Origin of the sequence: Streptomyces sp. NPDC059866, from assembly GCF_042731325.1 — a bacterium.
Lineage (GTDB): Bacteria > Actinomycetota > Actinomycetes > Streptomycetales > Streptomycetaceae > Streptomyces > Streptomyces flavusporus.
The window spans coordinates 1-16,620 of record NZ_JBHWJT010000077.1 but is presented as its reverse complement, the minus strand read 5'-3'; the positions used below and the strand labels follow the sequence as shown (position 1 = coordinate 16,620).

11 protein-coding genes and 2 pseudogenes are annotated in these 16,620 nt (G+C 67.9%); 5 read left to right on the top strand and 8 right to left on the bottom strand.

Features of this window, described 5'->3' with window-relative positions:
- Window positions 1-87 precede the first annotated feature (87 nt).
- On the bottom strand, window positions 88-834 hold the full coding sequence (locus ACFV7R_RS45340) for an AraC family transcriptional regulator (RefSeq protein WP_385276174.1): 747 nt from the start codon (window positions 832-834) through the stop codon (window positions 88-90).
- A 54-nt stretch (window positions 835-888) separates the two neighbouring features.
- On the opposite strand from ACFV7R_RS45340, the gene ACFV7R_RS45335 reads away from it, so the two are divergent.
- Window positions 889-2,148 carry an MFS transporter gene (locus tag ACFV7R_RS45335; protein WP_385276177.1) on the top strand — a complete coding sequence of 420 codons (1,260 nt, stop codon included), beginning with the start codon at window positions 889-891 and terminating at the stop codon, window positions 2,146-2,148.
- Between the two features lie 270 nt (window positions 2,149-2,418).
- Here the strand turns inward: ACFV7R_RS45335 and ACFV7R_RS45330 are convergent.
- Window positions 2,419-2,751: pseudogene (locus ACFV7R_RS45330) on the bottom strand (transposase); the annotation flags it as partial.
- Window positions 2,752-3,015: 264 nt separating this feature from the next.
- Between ACFV7R_RS45330 and ACFV7R_RS45325 the strand changes: the two are divergent.
- Window positions 3,016-4,815 carry a pentapeptide repeat-containing protein gene (locus tag ACFV7R_RS45325; protein ID WP_385276172.1) on the top strand — a complete coding sequence of 600 codons (1,800 nt, stop codon included), beginning with the start codon at window positions 3,016-3,018 and terminating at the stop codon, window positions 4,813-4,815.
- Between the two features lie 134 nt (window positions 4,816-4,949).
- Window positions 4,950-5,773, top strand: a protein-coding gene (locus ACFV7R_RS45320) for an IS5 family transposase (RefSeq protein ID WP_385276169.1) whose coding sequence is annotated in 2 segments (ribosomal slippage) — window positions 4,950-5,292 and window positions 5,292-5,773 — 825 coding nt in all. Because the reading frame shifts where the segments join, the coding sequence is not laid out codon by codon here.
- Here the strand turns inward: ACFV7R_RS45320 and ACFV7R_RS45315 are convergent.
- Window positions 5,770-6,150, bottom strand: a complete 381-nt coding sequence (locus tag ACFV7R_RS45315) for a winged helix-turn-helix transcriptional regulator (protein ID WP_385276166.1) — start codon at window positions 6,148-6,150, stop codon at window positions 5,770-5,772. The genes ACFV7R_RS45320 and ACFV7R_RS45315 overlap by 4 nt on opposite strands.
- A 75-nt stretch (window positions 6,151-6,225) precedes the next feature.
- Between ACFV7R_RS45315 and ACFV7R_RS45310 the strand changes: the two genes are divergently transcribed.
- Window positions 6,226-6,909 (top strand): NADPH-dependent F420 reductase, encoded by a 684-nt coding sequence (locus ACFV7R_RS45310; RefSeq protein WP_385276163.1) that lies wholly within the window; start codon window positions 6,226-6,228, stop codon window positions 6,907-6,909.
- Between the two features lie 504 nt (window positions 6,910-7,413).
- Here the strand turns inward: ACFV7R_RS45310 and ACFV7R_RS45305 are convergent.
- From ACFV7R_RS45305 to ACFV7R_RS45290, 4 genes are all read right to left on the bottom strand, one after another.
- On the bottom strand, window positions 7,414-10,230 hold the full coding sequence (locus ACFV7R_RS45305; RefSeq protein ID WP_385276161.1) for an AAA family ATPase: 2,817 nt from the start codon (window positions 10,228-10,230) through the stop codon (window positions 7,414-7,416).
- A gap of 227 nt (window positions 10,231-10,457) precedes the next feature.
- A complete protein-coding gene (locus ACFV7R_RS45300; RefSeq protein ID WP_385276158.1) occupies window positions 10,458-11,513 on the bottom strand; it encodes an alpha/beta hydrolase in 1,056 nt (351 codons plus the stop codon).
- Between the two features lie 347 nt (window positions 11,514-11,860).
- Complete coding sequence (locus ACFV7R_RS45295; RefSeq protein ID WP_385276155.1) at window positions 11,861-12,667, bottom strand: SDR family oxidoreductase; 807 nt, start codon at window positions 12,665-12,667, stop codon at window positions 11,861-11,863.
- A gap of 86 nt (window positions 12,668-12,753) precedes the next feature.
- Complete coding sequence (locus ACFV7R_RS45290; protein ID WP_385276152.1) at window positions 12,754-13,287, bottom strand: heme-binding protein; 534 nt, start codon at window positions 13,285-13,287, stop codon at window positions 12,754-12,756.
- A 517-nt stretch (window positions 13,288-13,804) separates the two neighbouring features.
- Here ACFV7R_RS45290 and ACFV7R_RS45285 point away from each other — a divergent pair.
- Window positions 13,805-14,125 (top strand): annotated as a pseudogene (locus ACFV7R_RS45285) (ATP-binding protein); the annotation flags it as partial.
- A 433-nt stretch (window positions 14,126-14,558) separates the two neighbouring features.
- Here ACFV7R_RS45285 and ACFV7R_RS45280 read toward each other — a convergent pair.
- On the bottom strand, window positions 14,559-15,896 hold the full coding sequence (locus ACFV7R_RS45280) for a hypothetical protein (RefSeq protein ID WP_385276149.1): 1,338 nt from the start codon (window positions 15,894-15,896) through the stop codon (window positions 14,559-14,561).
- Window positions 15,897-16,620 lie beyond the last annotated feature (724 nt).

The window sequence follows — 16,620 nt, the reverse complement described above, 5'->3', positions numbered from 1 at the left end:
CAGTACCGGCCCGGCCTGCTCGACGGGTTCGTCGCCGAGACCGGACTGATCACAACGCCGCCATAACGTCACCCCGAACCGAAAACCTCAGTAGCGGGGCTGATGTGTTCCTGGAGTGTGTCCGAGGGTACGGCGGAAGACATCGATGAACGCGCTGGCGGACGACCAGCCGCACATGTGTGCCACGGTGGTCACCGGGATGTTCTCGGCAAGCAGGACCAAGGCGTGGTACAGGCGCAGTTGGGTGCGCCACTGCGGGAAGGTCATGCCGAGATCGGCCTTGAAGAGGCGGGAGAGAGTGCGGTCGCTGGCGCCGACCTCCCTGCCCAGTGCGGCCAGGGTGCGGCCGTCGGCCGGATTCGTGTGCAGGATCTCGCACACTGCCTTCAGCTGAGGGGTGGTTGGGGTAGGCAGGTGCAGGGGTTGTTGGGGCGAGGCCCGCAACTGGTCGAGCAACACGGCGCGCAGTCGCCCGCGTTCGGGACTGTCGTCGTGCGGGGTGTGCGTGTAGACGAGGATCAGTTCACGAAGGAGGGGCCCGACTGTCAGCACGGTCGGCTCGTCTAGGCCGAGCGGGTTGTCACTCGCGGGCAGGCCGGCCAGGTGCAGTTCGAGCTCGCCGTGGGCCTGGTGGGCATGCACGGTGCCAGCCGGTACCCAGATGGCGCGAGTACCCGGCGCGATCCACGAGCCTCTGCTGGTCGTCACGGCCAGCACTCCCCGGCCCGCGTAGACGATCTGGTGGTCGTCGTGGCGGTGGGCGTCTATGGCGGCTCCGGGCGCCAGCAACTGGGTGCGGGTCGGCGCTACAGGCTCGTGGCGGATTTCCATCATTGATTGGCAGTTTATCGGAAGCGCGACATGTTGCTCGGCGATGACCATGACGATGTGCCAAGGAATAAATCGATCATCCTGCTGTCGGTCGGCCATGCCTGCGTGGACATCTACCAAGGCGCTGTCGCGTCGCTCGTCCCGTTCTTCGTCGCCGAGCGCGCCTACAGCTATGCCGCGGTCTCAGGCATCGTGCTCGCCGCGTCTCTGCTGTCCTCGGTGGCACAACCGGTGTTCGGCGCGCTCACCGACCGCTGGGCGATGCCCTGGCTCCTGCCCGTGAGTACGATCCTCGGTGGACTGGGTATCGCCCTGAGCGGCTTGAGTGGTTCCTACGCTCTGACGCTGGCGTTCGTGGCAGTGTCCGGTGTCGGGGTCGCCGCCTACCATCCCGAGTCCGCCCGCGTTGCGCGGCTCGTCAGCGAGGGCAGCCACACCGCGATGGGCTGGTTCTCCCTCGGTGGCAACCTCGGCTTCGCCGCCGCGCCGCTCATGGTCACCGCCGTCGTCGCCTCCGGCGGTCTGCGCCTGTCGCCGCTGCTTGTGGTGCCGGCCCTCGTCGGCAGCGTGCTGTGCCTGCCCGTCCTGCGCGCACTGGAGAAGACGACATGCGGCGGCTGCGGCACCGCAATTGCGACGGGCGCCGACGACACGGCCTCGTTCGTGAAGCTGTCGCTGGCCGTGGTCTGCCGGTCCATCATCTTCATCGGCCTGAGCACATTCATCTCGCTCTACGCCCAGGAACGTCTGGGAGGCAGTACGGCAGCGGGCACCGCGGCGCTGTTCGTGCTCTATCTCGGCGGCGCGGTGGGCTCTGTGCTGGGCGGCAGCCTGGCCAACCGCTGGGACCGGGTCACTGTCGCCCGCTGGTCGTATCTCGTCACGGTCGCCGCCGTCGCGGGGATCGTGTTCACACCCGGCCCGGCGATCTACGTGTTCGTGGCACTGACCTCCGCCGGCCTGTACGTCCCCTTCTCACTGCAGGTCACCCTTGGCCAGGACTACCTGCCCACGCGCGTCGGCACCGCCAGCGGGATCACCCTCGGGCTGACCGTCAGCATCGGCGGCCTGGTCAGCCCTCTCATCGGCAGCATTGCCGACGCGACCTCCCTGCGTACCGCCCTGTCACCACTGATCCTGATGCCCGCTCTGAGCTGGCTGTTGTTCCGCACACTGCCCGAACCCACCGCGCCGAAGCCCACGGCGGCGGCGCAGCAGACCGGAGACGACACGGATGCCGAACTCTCTCCCGCGCGATCACCGCTGACCAACCCCCACGTCCGGCGGCCGGACGACCGCAGCGGCCCGACGACGTGAACGGCTCGTCGAGCACGTCGTCGCACGACACGTGCTCCCTGAAGGACTGGGGCTGCCTGGCCGCTCAGCGATCCGCCCCCGGCGGACCTGCCCGGTGGCGCTGTCGGGACAGTCGAAGGTGATCTGCCTGCGATGCACGTCCAGCCCGCCTACGATGGCCAGGACGGGGCCTCCTCACGTTCCCGAAGACAGTGGCTCACCGAGCATCGTGCTCCGCACCGGAGCGTCAGACCATGAGCTGGGGAGGCCCCTCCTGCATGTCATCTTTTTCGCGCGGATGTGGGAGGCATCCACGCAGGCCCGGGTCCAGTCCAGTTCGTCGGCCGCGTGCAACTCGACGAGCAGGATGCGGTGCAGCTTCTCGAAGACCCCTGCCTCGTGCCACCGACCCAGCCGGCGCCAGCAGGTCTGTCCGGAGCCGAACCCCAGCTCCAGCGGCAGCAGTTGCCAGCTGATGTCGTTGTAGAGCACGTACAAGATGCCCTGCAGGCACAGCCGGTCATCCACCGGCTTCGGCCCGGGAGCCTTCTGCGGCCAGGGAGGCAGCAACGGCTCGATCAGCGCCCACAGTTCGTCATCCACGATCCACGGCCGATTCCCCACACCTCACGAACGGCGGAATCGTCCTACTGGTCACGCCCGACCAGCGCACCTCAACAAGATCGTGTTACGAGCTCAAAGAGCTCAATGTCCCGAAATCCCATTCACGTGTTGGGCAGATGATGTACACGTCCCCATATGGCTGAGCCTTCACCAAACCGTGCTGCTCCCGCGTGGCCCCACTGTGGGCACGGGGCCGACCCTGCGACCGACCCCGTGGGCTGCCGCGGTGTCTACGTGCCCGGACGCAGTTCGTGTCTAGCTCATGTGGCCGACGACGACCGTGACGCCTACTTGAGCACCTTGGCACCTGGCGCTGACATCGACCACCGCGGCACTCCGTTCACCGAGCCACTCCTCAATTCCCTTCTGCGCACCCTCCGCGATCCCACAACAGGACATCCTTGTTTCGGAACCGCATGGTTCGACGAGGCGCACTTTTCCGGTGATGCATGGTTTACCCATGCAGAATTCACAGGCGTCGCAGGGTTCACCCGTACGCATTTTTCTAGCGACGCCGGGTTCGATCGGGCACAGTTCGTGGACGCAGTGCGGTTTGAGATGGCGCAATTCTCCGGAAACGCCAGTTTCTCGCATGCGCGATTCTCAGGGCCTGCACGGTTCGGGGGAGTGAAAATTTCAGGTGATGCCCTATTCGCGAGGGCACAGTTCTCTCAAACTGCGGGGTTCGGAGAAACGAAGTTTGGTGGCGACGCTAGATTTACTGGGGCCCGCTTCGACGGTGATGCCTGGTTCACACAAGCTCGGTTCTCCAGTGCGTGGTTCGATACGGCACATTTCTCCACTGACGCCTGGTTCCTGAATGCGAAGTTCGGTCGCGCCGCATGGCTCGTACGTGCCGAGTTCTCCGCCTCTGCTTGGTTCGAAGGGGCACAATTCTGCGACAGCGTCCGATTTACTGGGGCGCGTTTTAGGGTGATGTCGTGGTTCGGGCCGGTCGTGTGTGCGAGCGAAGTTGACCTATCCAGTGCGATGTTCGACGTGCCCGTGACTTTGGAGATCGCGGCGCGCATGGTGCGCTGTGCGAGGACTCGGTGGGAAGCAACTGCGACACTGCTCCTCCGCTACGCGAAAGCAGACCTCACCCAGGCGGTGCTCTCCTTTCCCATGTCCGTAGCCGCCCACCCTGTTCCCTTCACCAGTCGCGGTAGGCAGGTGGACGAGAGTCTGCTGACCGATTGTGAGAGCACGGTGCGCGTGGTCTCAGTTCACGGAGTCGATGCTGCAAACCTGGTGCTGACTGACACCGATCTAAGTGAGTGCATGTTCACTGGCGCCTTCCACTTGGACCAGATCCGCCTCGAAGGCCACTGCGCCTTCGGCTCCACTCCTATCGGCCTGCACCGCCTCCACGGCGTATGGCCATACAGGTGGACCCGTAGGCGCACTCTGGCAGAGGAACACTACTGGCGGGCGCAGACGGCTGGTCAGCCACACAATGTTTCCTCATCACGTCGCTGGCGCACTAGCCAGCATCACCCCGATTCGGATCTCACTCCTGACCCGGAAGACGTGGCTGCTCTCTATCGGCAGCTACGCAAGGCACTCGAGGACGGCAAGAATGAACCCGGCGCCGCCGACTTCTATTACGGTGAGATGGAAATGCGCCGCCACGACCGCACTGGCACTCCGCTAGGTGAACGCGGCCTCCTGTGGGCTTACTGGTTGGTATCCGGATACGGCCTGCGAGCCTCACGCGCCGTCGCCTGGCTCGCAGTCTCAATGCTCGTCACCATTCTGCTGATGATGGGCTTCGGTCTGCCACAGGATACCCCTAAACAAAAGGCGACCGGCTCCGTCCCGGTCGGCGGCGGCACGGTCACTTTCGAGATCGACAAAGATGACCCAAAGAACCCAACAAGAAACAGGTTCACCGATCAGCGCTTCGAGAAGGCGCTCAAAGTCACGCTCAACTCAGTTGTGTTCCGTTCCAGCGGACAGGAGCTGACCGTAGCCGGCGAGTACATCGAGATGACATCACGGTTCTCCGAGCCGATCCTCCTCACTCTCGCAGCTCTCGCCATCCGGGGCCGCGTAAAGCGATAGGGACAAGCATCCGATGAGCGCATGACCGCACCGCGGGGCTGAAACGGACGTCCGCCGATTGCCTTTAGAACTCCTAACGAAATGATCTTCAAGGTGGTTGGAGCACTCCGGGACTGACGATCAGGGGGTGCTGGATGGCGCGGCCGAAGCCGTGGGACATCGATGACGGACTGTGGGCGGTGATCGAGCCACTGCTGCCGAAGGTCGAGCGTCGGAGACGGTATCCCGGGCGCAAGCGGCATCCGGACCGGCTGGTCTTCCAGGGCATCCTGTTTGTGCTGCATACCGGGATTGCCTGGGAACACCTGCCGCAGGAACTCGGCTTCGGCTCGGGGATGACCTGCTGGCGGCGCCTGGCCGAGTGGACCGAGGCCGGTGTGTGGCCCAGGCTGCACCAGGCTCTTCTGAGCAAGCTGCGCGGCGCGAACGCCCTGGACTTCTCCCGGACAGCGGTCGACGGCTCGCGCATCCGGGCGCTAAAGGGGGCTCCAAGACGGGACGAAGCCCTGTTGACCGGGGCAGGACGGGCAGTAAGCGTCATCTGATCACGGATGCCACCGGCATCCCGCTCGCTGTTACCTTGACCGGCGGCAACCGCAACGACGTCACCCAGCTCATCCCGCTACTTGAAGCCGTGCCGCCCATCCGCGGCAAGCGTGGCAGGCCCAGGCGCCGGCCGGACAGCGTGCTCGGCGACCGCGGCTACGACCACGACAAGTACCGCCGTCTTGTCTGGGGTCTCGGAGTGAAACCGGGGATTGCCCGCCGCGGCACCGAGCACGGTTCCGGACTCAGCACTGAACGCTGGGTCGTAGAGCGCGCGTTCGCCCATCTGCACTGGTTCCGCCGCCTGCGGATCCGCTGGGAGGTCCGCGACGACATCCACGAAGCCTTCCTCAGCCTGGGATGCGCACTCATCTGCTGGCGACCCCTGAGCTCACGCTGCTGGCTGGTCTAGCGGGTATGAGGAGGGCGCTGTGTGGTGGGGGTGCATGCGGCTTCCTGGGCGGCCATGACCTCATCACCGTGCTCGAAGGCCCATGCTCCGAAGGCGTCGATGGGTGCCAACAAGGTTCGTCCCAGAGCTGTGAGTTGGTACTCGACTCGCGGTGGTGCTCCGGGATGTGCGTGCCGTGCCACTAGTCCGTTGAACTGCAGGCGCCGCAGTGTCTCGGTGAGGACCTTGGAGCTGATGCCCCCGATCCGCTCCCGCAGCTCGACCGGGCGCCTGGGGCCATCGCGCAGTGCCCAAAGCACCACGGCATTCCACGTGTTGGAGAGCAGGTCGAAGGCGAGTCGGGCGCGGCAGTCGGCGAGGAAAGCGTCGGTCGTCACGTACCAAATGGTGCCCGACAGGCTATCTAGCGTCGTCCCGAACGGCCGAAGCAAGCACGGAGAGGGGAACGCGTGATGAGAATCGGCGTGCTGGGAACGGGCAACATGGCGGACGCACTCGCCACCCACTGGGCACGGGCCGGGCACGAGGTGACCATCGGGGGACGGAACGCAGACAAGGCGGAGCAGCTCGCGACGCGCCTCGGGGGCAGCGCGAAGCCTGCCAGTCTGCGGGCGGCGGCCGAGTTCGGTCAGGTGGTGCTGGCCGCGCTGCCCTTTGACGCAGGAACGAGCGTGGCACGGGAGCTGCGGGCGACCCTGGACGGCAAAGTGCTGCTCGACTGTTCCAATCCGGTCGGGCCGGGCTTCCGGCTGCTGACGGAAGGAGGCCCTTCAGCCGCGCAGCAGCTGGCCGCGGCGGCACCGGAAGCCCACGTGGTCAAGGCTTTCAATCTCTGCCATGAGGACGTGTGGCGCATGCGTCCGCCCGTTTTCGGCGGGCGGCCACTGGCTGTTCCGGTCTGCGGGGACGACCATGCAGCCCTCGCGTGCGTACGCGAGTTGGTGCGGGACGTGGGCTGCGAGCCCGTAGGCGGCGGCGGTCTCGAACGGGCGGGACTCCTGGAGGCGACCGCCGCGCTGTTCATCGCGCTGTGGGTTGGAGAGGGAGCGGATGTCCAGGCAATCGCGCCTCCGCTGGCCTATGCGGCCGGGCCGAGTCGTGAGCAAGCAGAAGGTGGCGAGAGGGCTTTCTGTTAGGAGTTCTAAGAGGTGCCGGAAGCCGCCGTGGGTCATGCCTGCGCGGCTTTTTCCAGGGGCCGGAACGGGGCGTGGCGAACACGACGTCCGTGGTGGTGTCAGCATGGGCCCGCTCGGTGTCCGGGGTGTGGCCCGGATCGGCGGAGTGAGTATGTTCCGCTCGGTAGGGATGCCGGGGCCGATTGCGTTCGGGGTGAGCACTGGGCGGCGTCGACATGGCGGGCGAATATGAGAGCTGCTGCCTGGCGGAGCGGACGAGCGTGGGCGGAGCCGACTACGAATTCACCGGCACAGGCCGGACGGTTGGGCGCACGCCTGCCGAGACGCCTGTTCAAGGCGTCACGAATTCACAAGTGGGGCGACCTGAACCGGTCCGTGGTCGCGGCGTCCGCGACCATATGAGCGAGACGCAGGAGCTGCTTTGTGTCGAACGGCACGTGGGCAGCCCGTCGAAATTGGTTCGGCCTTCATGTGGCTCCGTCGCGGGTCGGCAGCATATGGGCCTCAGCTGTCGGGGCTGTCGTCGGCAGCGTCGGTGCGCCGGCTGGGGGCCTCGGAGTCGAGTGCGTCGCGCAGCATGGCACGCGAGGTGATGCCCAGCTTGGGATAGATCTGGTACAGATGTGCGCCGACGGTCCGGTGGGAGAGGAACAGGCGTTCTGCTATCTGTTTGTTGGTCAGGCCGGAGGCCGCGAGTCGGGCGATCTCCGACTCCTGCGGGGTGAGCGTGTGCGCGTTCGACGCGCCGGGAGTCCGCCTGTTCCAGCCTGCGGCTCGCAGTTCCTTCCCCGTACGTTCGGCCCACGGCCGGGCTCCCAGCTGTTCGAACGTCACGAGTGCGGCGGCGAGCGGCTTGCGGGACTCGGCCGTCGCCCTGATCCGTCGCAGACGCTCCCCGTGGGCGAGCTGCACGCGCGCGAAGTCGAAGCGCCATCGCTCGGCTCCGGGAGTCGCCGACGCCTGCGCGAACAGCCGCAGTGCCTCCTCGTCGTCGGTGGTGCACAGGGCGGCCGAAGCGTCCATCAGCATGGCGTGCCGGGAGGAGACCGCGGCCGTGTCCGCCTCCCGCATCGCCCGTACGTGAGCGGCCGCCTCCTGGTGCCTGTTGATCCGGACGGCCGCCTCCACGAGGTCCATCGTCACCCACAGGGCGTGCGGGGCGTGCGACGCGAGGCTTCCGGCCGGGCTGACTGCGGTGGCGTGATCGTAGGCCAGTGAGAAGTCACCGAGTCCCAGGGCTGCCACCGCGGCCGCATGGTGCGCATAGTGGGCGGCGCAGTGCGCTTTGCGGGGTGCGGCCCAGTTGATGATGCGGTCAGCCGTCGCGAGGCTCTCGTCCGCATGCCCGCGAGCGCCCTGAACGATGGACTTGATGTACAGGAAGTACCAGGCGAAGGCGCTGTATCCGTGGTCTTCGCAGATCTGGAGTCCCTCGTCGGCGAGTTCCAGTGCCTCGTCCCAGCGTCCGGTGAGGTAGTCGTCCAGGCACAGATGGATCAGGGCGGACAGGTACCGCCTTGCTGCGCCGCCGTCGCGCCCCGTCCGCACCACACGCCATGACGCTTCGCGGACTTCGCCGAGCCGGTCGAGGTACAGGGCCGCCGTGCCGGTGCGGTTGATCTGGACGGGGTCGGTCTCCCCGGGCAGGTTCGCGACGAGCTGGTCGAGTTCCCCGGACGCCGCCGCGCCGGTACGCGCTGGATCGGAGAACGTCCTGCCCAGCGCGGACAGGAGGACCGGCGGCTTGGGCTTCAGCCGTTCCAGGATTCGGTAGTAGGACTGCCACAGTTCGGGCCGGGCGCCGAAGAAGCAGATCACCGCCAGCATGTGTAGCGCGTCGACGAGCGCTTTGTCGCGGGCGTCATATCTGTGGGTCTCGGCCGCGGACTCGACGGCACCGACCAGCAGCCGGTGAGCGGTGTCGACGTCGCCGTCGCCGTTGAGGACCAGCAGCGCCGCTGCGGTGGCGAAGTGCAACGAGCCCTCCAGCTCCGGGGCGGCGTGCCTGGCGTCGTCCAGGAGCTTGCGGGCGCTGGGAAGGGCGCCGGTGGACTCGGCGCCGAGGTAGGCCACCTCCGCGAGGCGGCGGCTGCGGTTCGACCCCTCGGGGGTGAGGGCGGCGGAGCGGAGCAGTGTCCGCATCGCGCCGTCTGCGTCACCGCGGCGCAGGGTGAGGTGCGCCGCGTGCTCCAGCAGGGCGGCAACCTCCTCGTCTGCTTCCAGGGTCGCCTCGCCCAGGTGCCAGGCGCGGCGCTCGGGCTGGTCGACGAGGACCTGGGCGAGCGCCCCGTGTGCTGCGCGCCGTTCGCTGCTGGTCGAGCCGCCTACCACGGCGGAGCGGATGAGCGGGTGGCGGAATCTCAGGCGCCGCGTGCTGTCCTCGATGTGCACCAGCTGGTCGCGCTCGGCGGGCGCGAGATCGTCCAGGCTGTATCCGTCGTTCGCCTGCCGCGAGGCTGCCTGCAGCACGCCCAGGTCGCCGGTGCCTTCCAGCGCCGCGAGCAGCAGCAGGCTCCGGGACGGCGTGGGCAGCCCGGTCACCCGGGCGCCGAACAGCGTCTTAAGGCGCCTGCCCAGTGGTAGCACGGCGGGCGGGTCGGCCAGCGCTGTCGGCAGTTCCAGCAGCGCCAGGGGATTGCCGCCCGCTATGGTCAGCAGGTGCTGGCGCACACTGCGCGCAAGGCCGGGGAACTTGCTTCCGACCAGCTGAGCCGCCGCGTCCTCGTCGAGCGGCGGCAGCTCGTACGTGGGCAGTGCGCCGCCCTCGTGGAGGAGGCTCTGAGTTCCGGAACGCGCTGCGGCAAGGAAGCTCACGCCTATGCCGGTCACCCGCCGCGCGACCAAGCCCAGTACGGCGGCGCTCGCCCGGTCGATCCAGGGCAGGTCGTCGATGACGATCAGAAGCGGGTTGCCTGCGGCGACCGTCTGCAGGAGTCGCAGGACGGCGTTGGAGACGAGGAGCCGCTCCGGCGGCCGGCCGCTGTCGAAACCAAGCGCCACGCGCAGGGCGTCGCGGAAGGGCACCGCGAGGTCGTCCAGGGTGTCCAGGAACGGGAAGAGGATCTGGTTGAGGCCCGAGTAGCTGCAGTCCGCCTCGAACTCCACACCGGCCGCGCGGAGAACCCGGATGCCTTCCGCTTCGGCGGCCTCCGCGAGCGCGTCCAGCACCGCCGTCTTGCCCACCCCCGCGTCGCCGCCCAGCAGCAGCACTCCGCCACCGGCCCCGACGCCCAGCAGATCACCGATCCGCTGGAGATCGCCGTCCCGGCCGATCAGCATGCCCGTCGCGCCGTGCGTGGCTGAGCCATTACCAACGATCACAAACCACTCCGCTCTGTTCTCCCAAGCCTGCCCTGGTCACGGTGCGTCGGAGGCACCCTTCGGTTCGGGGAGAACGCTCTGTGCGCGACCGCAAACGACGGCAGGCCCTACACAGTATGCACGACACAATGTTGGACATGATGTCCAAAAAGGCTGGGCCGGACAACTCGGCCATATGGAAGGACAGTTGGGCAGGCCTATGGCGGGTGGCACACTGCGGCAGTGGCTCAGTCGCTGGTACCCAGTGCCTGTCGCAGGGCGAGAACGGCTTGGGTGATCGCCCCGCGTGCCGCAGACGTCGACGACAGCGGGGTGAGCGCGACGAAATCGTGGATGACACCCTTGTAACGCGTGGCGGTGACCGCCACCCCTGCCGCACGCAGTTTGGCCGCGTACGCCTCACCCTCGTCCCGTACGACGTCCGCCTCCGCAGTGATGACGAGCGCCGGCGGCAGCCCGGCGAGCTGCTCCTCGGTCGCTCGCAGCGGGCTTGCGGTGATCTGCGCGCGCTGGGACTCATCGGGCGCGTACTGGTCCCAGAACCACCGCATCGCCTCCCGCCCCAGGAAGTAGCCCTTCGCGAAACGGCGGTAGGAGCGGGTGTCGAAGTTCGCATCGGTGACGGGGTAGAACAGCACCTGCTGGACGAAGCTGACGTCCCCGCGCTCCTTGGCCAGGAGCGTCAGGGCGGTACCCAGATTGCCGCCCTCCGAGTCACCCGCGACGGCGAGCCGTGTGGGGTCGATGCCGTGGTCGGCTCCTCGGTGTGCCACCCACCGGGCTACGGCATAGCACTCCTCCAGTGCGACGGGGTAACGGACCTCCGGTGAGAGTGTGTACTCGGGGAAGATCGCGGCGGCCTGCGCGCCGACCGCCAGTTCACGGACCAGCCGGTCGTGCGTGTGCGCGCTGCCGAAGACCCAGCCGAAACCATGGATGCACAGGATGGCGGGCAGCGCGCCGACGGCCCCCTTGGGGCGGACGATGCGCACCGCGACACTGCCGTTCGGCCCGCCTGAGACCGCGATCCACTTCTCGTCCACATCGGGCATGCCGGCCTGCCCGGCCCAGGCTTCCGGCCCAGGAGATGGTCCCTGCGCTGCAGGTGCCGCGTCCCGTACTGCTTCCGCCGTTCCCGCTGCCTGCACTTTCTGCATGGCCTTGCGGCCTTCCACCGGCCCCAGGTCCGTGAGGGACAAAGGCTCCGCGGTGGCCTCCGCGAATGCACGGGCCGCCGGTTCCAGTTCCGGCGCCGGTTCCACAGGGGAGGAGAAGTCGGACATCACGCACTCCTTGACGACGGTAGTGGCGTCGTGCGGCAGCTCAACACCAGGTAAGCCTGTGCCGCGCAGCCGTGGAGGCGCGCCCGGGTACCGGCGCAGGCGAGGGATCAAATGCGATGGAAACCCCTGTGCCGCCCCAAGCGCATCGGTCACATGACTGCGAACCGCGGCCTGCTGCCCGGACATGCGACTGTCGTGTCACGGACGTCGTTCGCCGTGCGGCTGTGGCAAGCGATCCGATGGGCGCACAGGCTGGCCGTCGCCAGGCAGGCGCCCGGCCGGGAGAGCCCGGCCGGGCGCCTGTGGGGGGCGTATCACCAGGGCGGTGACACGGTGACGCGTACGCCTTAGATGGTGATGTCCCAGGCGTCGGCCTGGCTCTTCTTCAGCATCTCCTCGACGAAGCCCGGCACCACGTTGCGGAACTTGCCCGTGTCGCCGGGCACGATCCGCACCATCGCGTCGATCATCTCCTGGGGATCGAGGCGACCTTCATCCGTGCCGAGCAGCGAGTCGAACCCGGCCTGCACGTCGGCACGCTTGTTGAAGTTCTTCTCGTCGTCGAGCCACTTGAAGGCCGTCTCGGCCATGGTCTCGTTGAAACCGGTCAGGTAGGCGCCCGGGTTGACGGTCTGCACCTTGATGTTGTGCGGGCGCAGCTCGTCACGGAGCGCCTCCGCGATGGCCTCGAGCGCGTGCTTGGTCGACACGTAGCAGCCGAAGCCGATCGGGGTGAACAGACCGCCCATCGAGGAGGTGAACACCACCTTGCCCGGCCGGCCCTCGTCGATCCACTTGCGGACGAACTTCTGAACGAGCTCGAGCGGGGCGAACACGTTCGTCTCGAAGTTCCTGCGCACCAGATCGACGGGGATCTCGCTGACCGGACCGGACTCACCGATACCGGCGTTGCTGAACAGCACGTCGACGTCCCACTTCAGCGCGGCCGCGACGTCGTACGGGTCCAGGACGTCCAGCTTCTCGACCCGCAGGTTGTCCAGGCCGAGCTCGCGGGCCTTCAGCCGGAGCGCCGTGACCTGGGGGGAGATGTGGACAGTGGCGATGACGTCGTACCCCTCCTTCGCCAGTCCGATGGCGGCCCCCTCACCGAAACCCGATCCGGCACCCGTGACCAGAATCCGCTTACCGCTCATGACGATGCACACTCCTTATTACTTGGTGTTGTTCAGATGGTGTTGTATTTGTCGTTCTGATTTTTCTGCTCCCGTGCGGGAGAAACTCAAGCCGACGCGGGAGCGAGGGCTGCGGCCGCCGCCTGGGCGATCTCGGCATCCTGGGAGACCGATCCCCCGGACACACCCACGGCCCCGATGACCACGCCCTCGGTGTTGCGAATCGGCTTGCCGCCGGCGAAGACCACCAGTCCACCGTTGCTGTTTTCCAGGCCGAACGACGTACCGCCCGGCTTGCAGAATTCGAAGAGCTGCTCGGAGTCCAGCTGGAACAGCGCCGACGTGCGCGCCTTCCCCATCGCGATGTCGGCCGATCCCAGCAGGGCACCGTCCATGCGGACGAAAGCCTTGAGGTTCGCTCCGAGGTCGAACACCGCGATGTTCACGGGAAGCGCCATTTCCGCTGCCCTTTGCAGGCCGGCCGAGAGGACCCGCTGGGCCTCGCCGGTCGAAATATCAGGCATGGCTACCACACTCCTTGCATGGTGACGTCGTTTACCGGCCGGTTCCGTGATTCCGGTAACCACCTTGGGCTCCGGCGAATCGATCGGCGTTTCTTTCCGACGCCAATGTTTCGCCATGCCGGGAGTGTTGCGTAATCAGTCATCCGACCATGCCGGAAAGGGCTGAGAACAGTTCCCCTAGGTATGGCTTCCATGGCGGGGCAGGCGCAGTTCACCCATGCATCAGTCTCTTTTTCGAGGCGGTTCGCGACGGCTGCCCGGCTCTACGGCGTGCTCCCGGCAACGCCCTGATCACTCCGGGGCATCGGGCGCAGCACCAGACGGGGTATCCGAGCACTCTCCGTGAAACTGATCTCACGCAGCAGCATCATCGGCTTCGGGTATCCACCGGAGCGCCCGCCGCCGGCGCTTGTTCACGCATCGGCGGCCGGCCGGCCACGGGTGGCTGGACAGCGGTCGACGGCCGGGACAGCGACTACTACACGGCGCTGGCCGACACCGAGGACGGCGAGGTCACGGTGCGCCTGCCCAAGGGCGGTTACGGGCTCACCGGGATCATTGGCGGCGACGACGAGACCGGTGCCCCGGCTCCGTGCTGCTGGCACCGGCGATCCATCTGACCGAGGACACCACGGGCATCGTCAGGGACCTGGGCGCGGGCAAGAGCGTCCTGCAGAAGCTGATCGCCGAGGCGGTCCGGGCGCGCGGCGGCTGTGCGATCTGCATCGACCGCACCCCCGTACGCGAGGGGGCCACCTTCGCCCGCACCGCTGCCAAGGGTCGCGTCCAGATCGTCGACGCCGCACGCGCCGAGGTGTTCATCGACCCGCTGCGCATGTTCGACGGCCCGGAGGGCCCTCACTACGCCCGGTCCTACCTCACCCTGCAGCTCGGTATCGGCCCGATGAGCACAGGCGGCAAAGTCCTGCACCACGCCGTCGAGCAGGCCGCCGCCTGAACCGAGCACGGCGACGTGCTCCCGTAGCCGTTGCGCAGATAGGGGCCGTGGCGGCTGGGGCGGGCGGCTGCGCAACGCGGGGGGCTTGGTGGATGGGTGGGTCAGGTGGGGGTGTTGGTGGGTTGGAGTTGGGTGAGCCAACTGGGTGCGGCTGGGTCGCCTTGGTCTGCGCGTCGGGTGAGCCAGGTGATGGCCTGGTCGGTGCGTCCGGTGTCGTAGAGGAGGGTGACGGCGAGTCCGAGACAGGCGCTGTCGTCGGCTTCGTTGGCGCGTTGGTACCAGGCGATGGCTTCGTCGATGTGTCCGGCGCTGTGCAGGAGGGTGCCGGCGGCCCGCAGGCCGTCGGCCTGGCCGGCTTCGTAGGCGGCGGTGAACAGGCGCAGGGCGGGGGCGAGCAGGCCACATTCACCGGCGGCCTGGGCGAGATCGGTCAGATCGGGGCGGTGCGCGTGGTCGACGAGGGCGTCCCAAAAACCGGTGGGGGCGTGGACGAGCTGGCGGGTGGCGCGCCCGTGTTCCTCGAGGAAGTCCGCCAGCCGGTAGTGAGGCTGCGCATGAGTGGGGGCGCCGCGTCGGGGCCGGATGCGAGTGAGGGGACCGCGGGCGCCGCGTAAGGGGGCGGCGCAGTAGGCCAGGGCCTGCTCGAACCAGTCTTCGCCCAGGGTGTCCCACTCGGCATCGGTGAGGTAGCTCTCCGCCGCGGCTTCCAGCAGGGCGTGCGGCAGGGCGATGGTGTCCGCCCGCCCGCGTCCATGGCTGCTTCGATCAGCGCCCGGGGTGCGGGCGGGGCGGTGCGGTAGCGCTCCAGCAAAGCCGGGGCTCCAGCCAGGTACTGGGTGATGCGCCCGGCGTCGGCGTGCCGGGCGGCGTGGCTCAGCCGCGGATCACGGCGTGCCTGGCCGTGTAGGCGGGCAAGGTCGTCGGCGCTAAAGATGGCCGGGACGGTGATGCCGGTGCCGGCCAGGAGGTAGCGGGCCTGCGCGTGCGGGTCTTCCACGCCGCCGTGCGGGCCGGGTTCCTGGACGAGTTGGGCCCAGTGCTCGGGCCAGATGATGCCCAGCACCAACACCGGCGCCTGGGACGGCTCGCGCAGCAGCGCGCGCAGCGCGGCGGCCACCCGTTCCCCCAGCCCGGTGCCGGGGATGGTCAGGTAGTGGTGGGTGTCGTTGAGCCAGACCACGGTGTGCGGCCCGATGCCGCCGATCCCGGTCAGGGCGGCTTCGGCGCGGCCGGGCACGATGGGATGCCACAGCCGCCAGGTATCGGGCAATTCCTGGATGGCCTCCCAGCAGGCGCGCGTCTTGCCGGTGGAGGAGGGACCGATCAGCACGGCCATCGTGCTGGTGCCTTTCAGGGCCTGCACCACGCGCTGGCGTAATTCCTCGTCGTGGGCGCGTTCGACGTAGACGGGCAGCGGCGGCAGACCGTGGGGGAAGTGGCCCGCGCTGTGGTCGATGGCCCGGTGCACCTCCAGGGCGAACGGGTCGGTGACCAAGCGCAGCGGCTGCCCCAGCGGCGCGGTCAGCCGCGCCTTGAGCCACAGACTGCGGATCAGCAGCACGAAGTCGTCCGCATGCCACGCGGCGCGACGCGCCAGGACGACGGCGATCGCGGCCGCGTCGGCCTGCTGAGCAGGCAGCTTCGCTTCGCCCAGGCACGCCTGGATGACCTCCAGGCCGGGCGCCGGGTCGAGGTCGCTGATGCACGCCACATCAGCGGCCAGGTCCTCCAACGTCGGGCTGCCGGCCGCAAGATAGGCCTCATACAAGGCGCACTGGAAGTCGCGCAGGGGACTTGGCCCACCTGCGGCGCCTGCAGTACACGCGACGGCCGTGGCTCGCTTCCCCCGTTCCCCATCAGCCCATCATGTCTCTTCCCGCCGGTGAGGAGCACCGTCCAGCAGAAAAAGCCCGCGCCCCGGTACGTTCACGAACGACGGGCATGGCGTGGCGCATGCGCTGCACACGAGGGGTAGTGCGCAGGCAAGGCTCGTAGTCGGGCACAGGTGGACTGCGCCGGCTGGCACACTGCACCGGTGGGTTGGGCGGATCGGACAGCACCCAGCGGGGGCAGGGTGAGGGGGAAGTGATGACGGCGTGGATCGCCGCCGGCTCCGCGGTGGCCGGCGCCCTCGCCGGCGGCGCGGTGACCGGGTGGTTCACCCTGGCCGCTGCCCGGAAACAGGCGCAAGGCACGGTCGATGCTGCAGCTCGTCAGGCGGACGCAGCCTGGGCGGCCGGCCAGCGCCAGGCGGACGCTGCCTGGGAGGCCGGACGCCGACAGGCGGATGCCGCCTGGGAGGCCGGGACGCCTACAAGCCGACGCCCAGCTCGATGTCGCCCGCCAGACCCTCACCGCCCAACACCTCGCCGCCCAGCGAGAGGTGCGCCGGACCGCTTACCGGGACTCTTGCAGAAAGCCCCGGCGTTCACGCCGGGGATGAATGCATCTCAAGACTGCTCTGACGTGCACGTCAGAGCGGACGTTGTTGC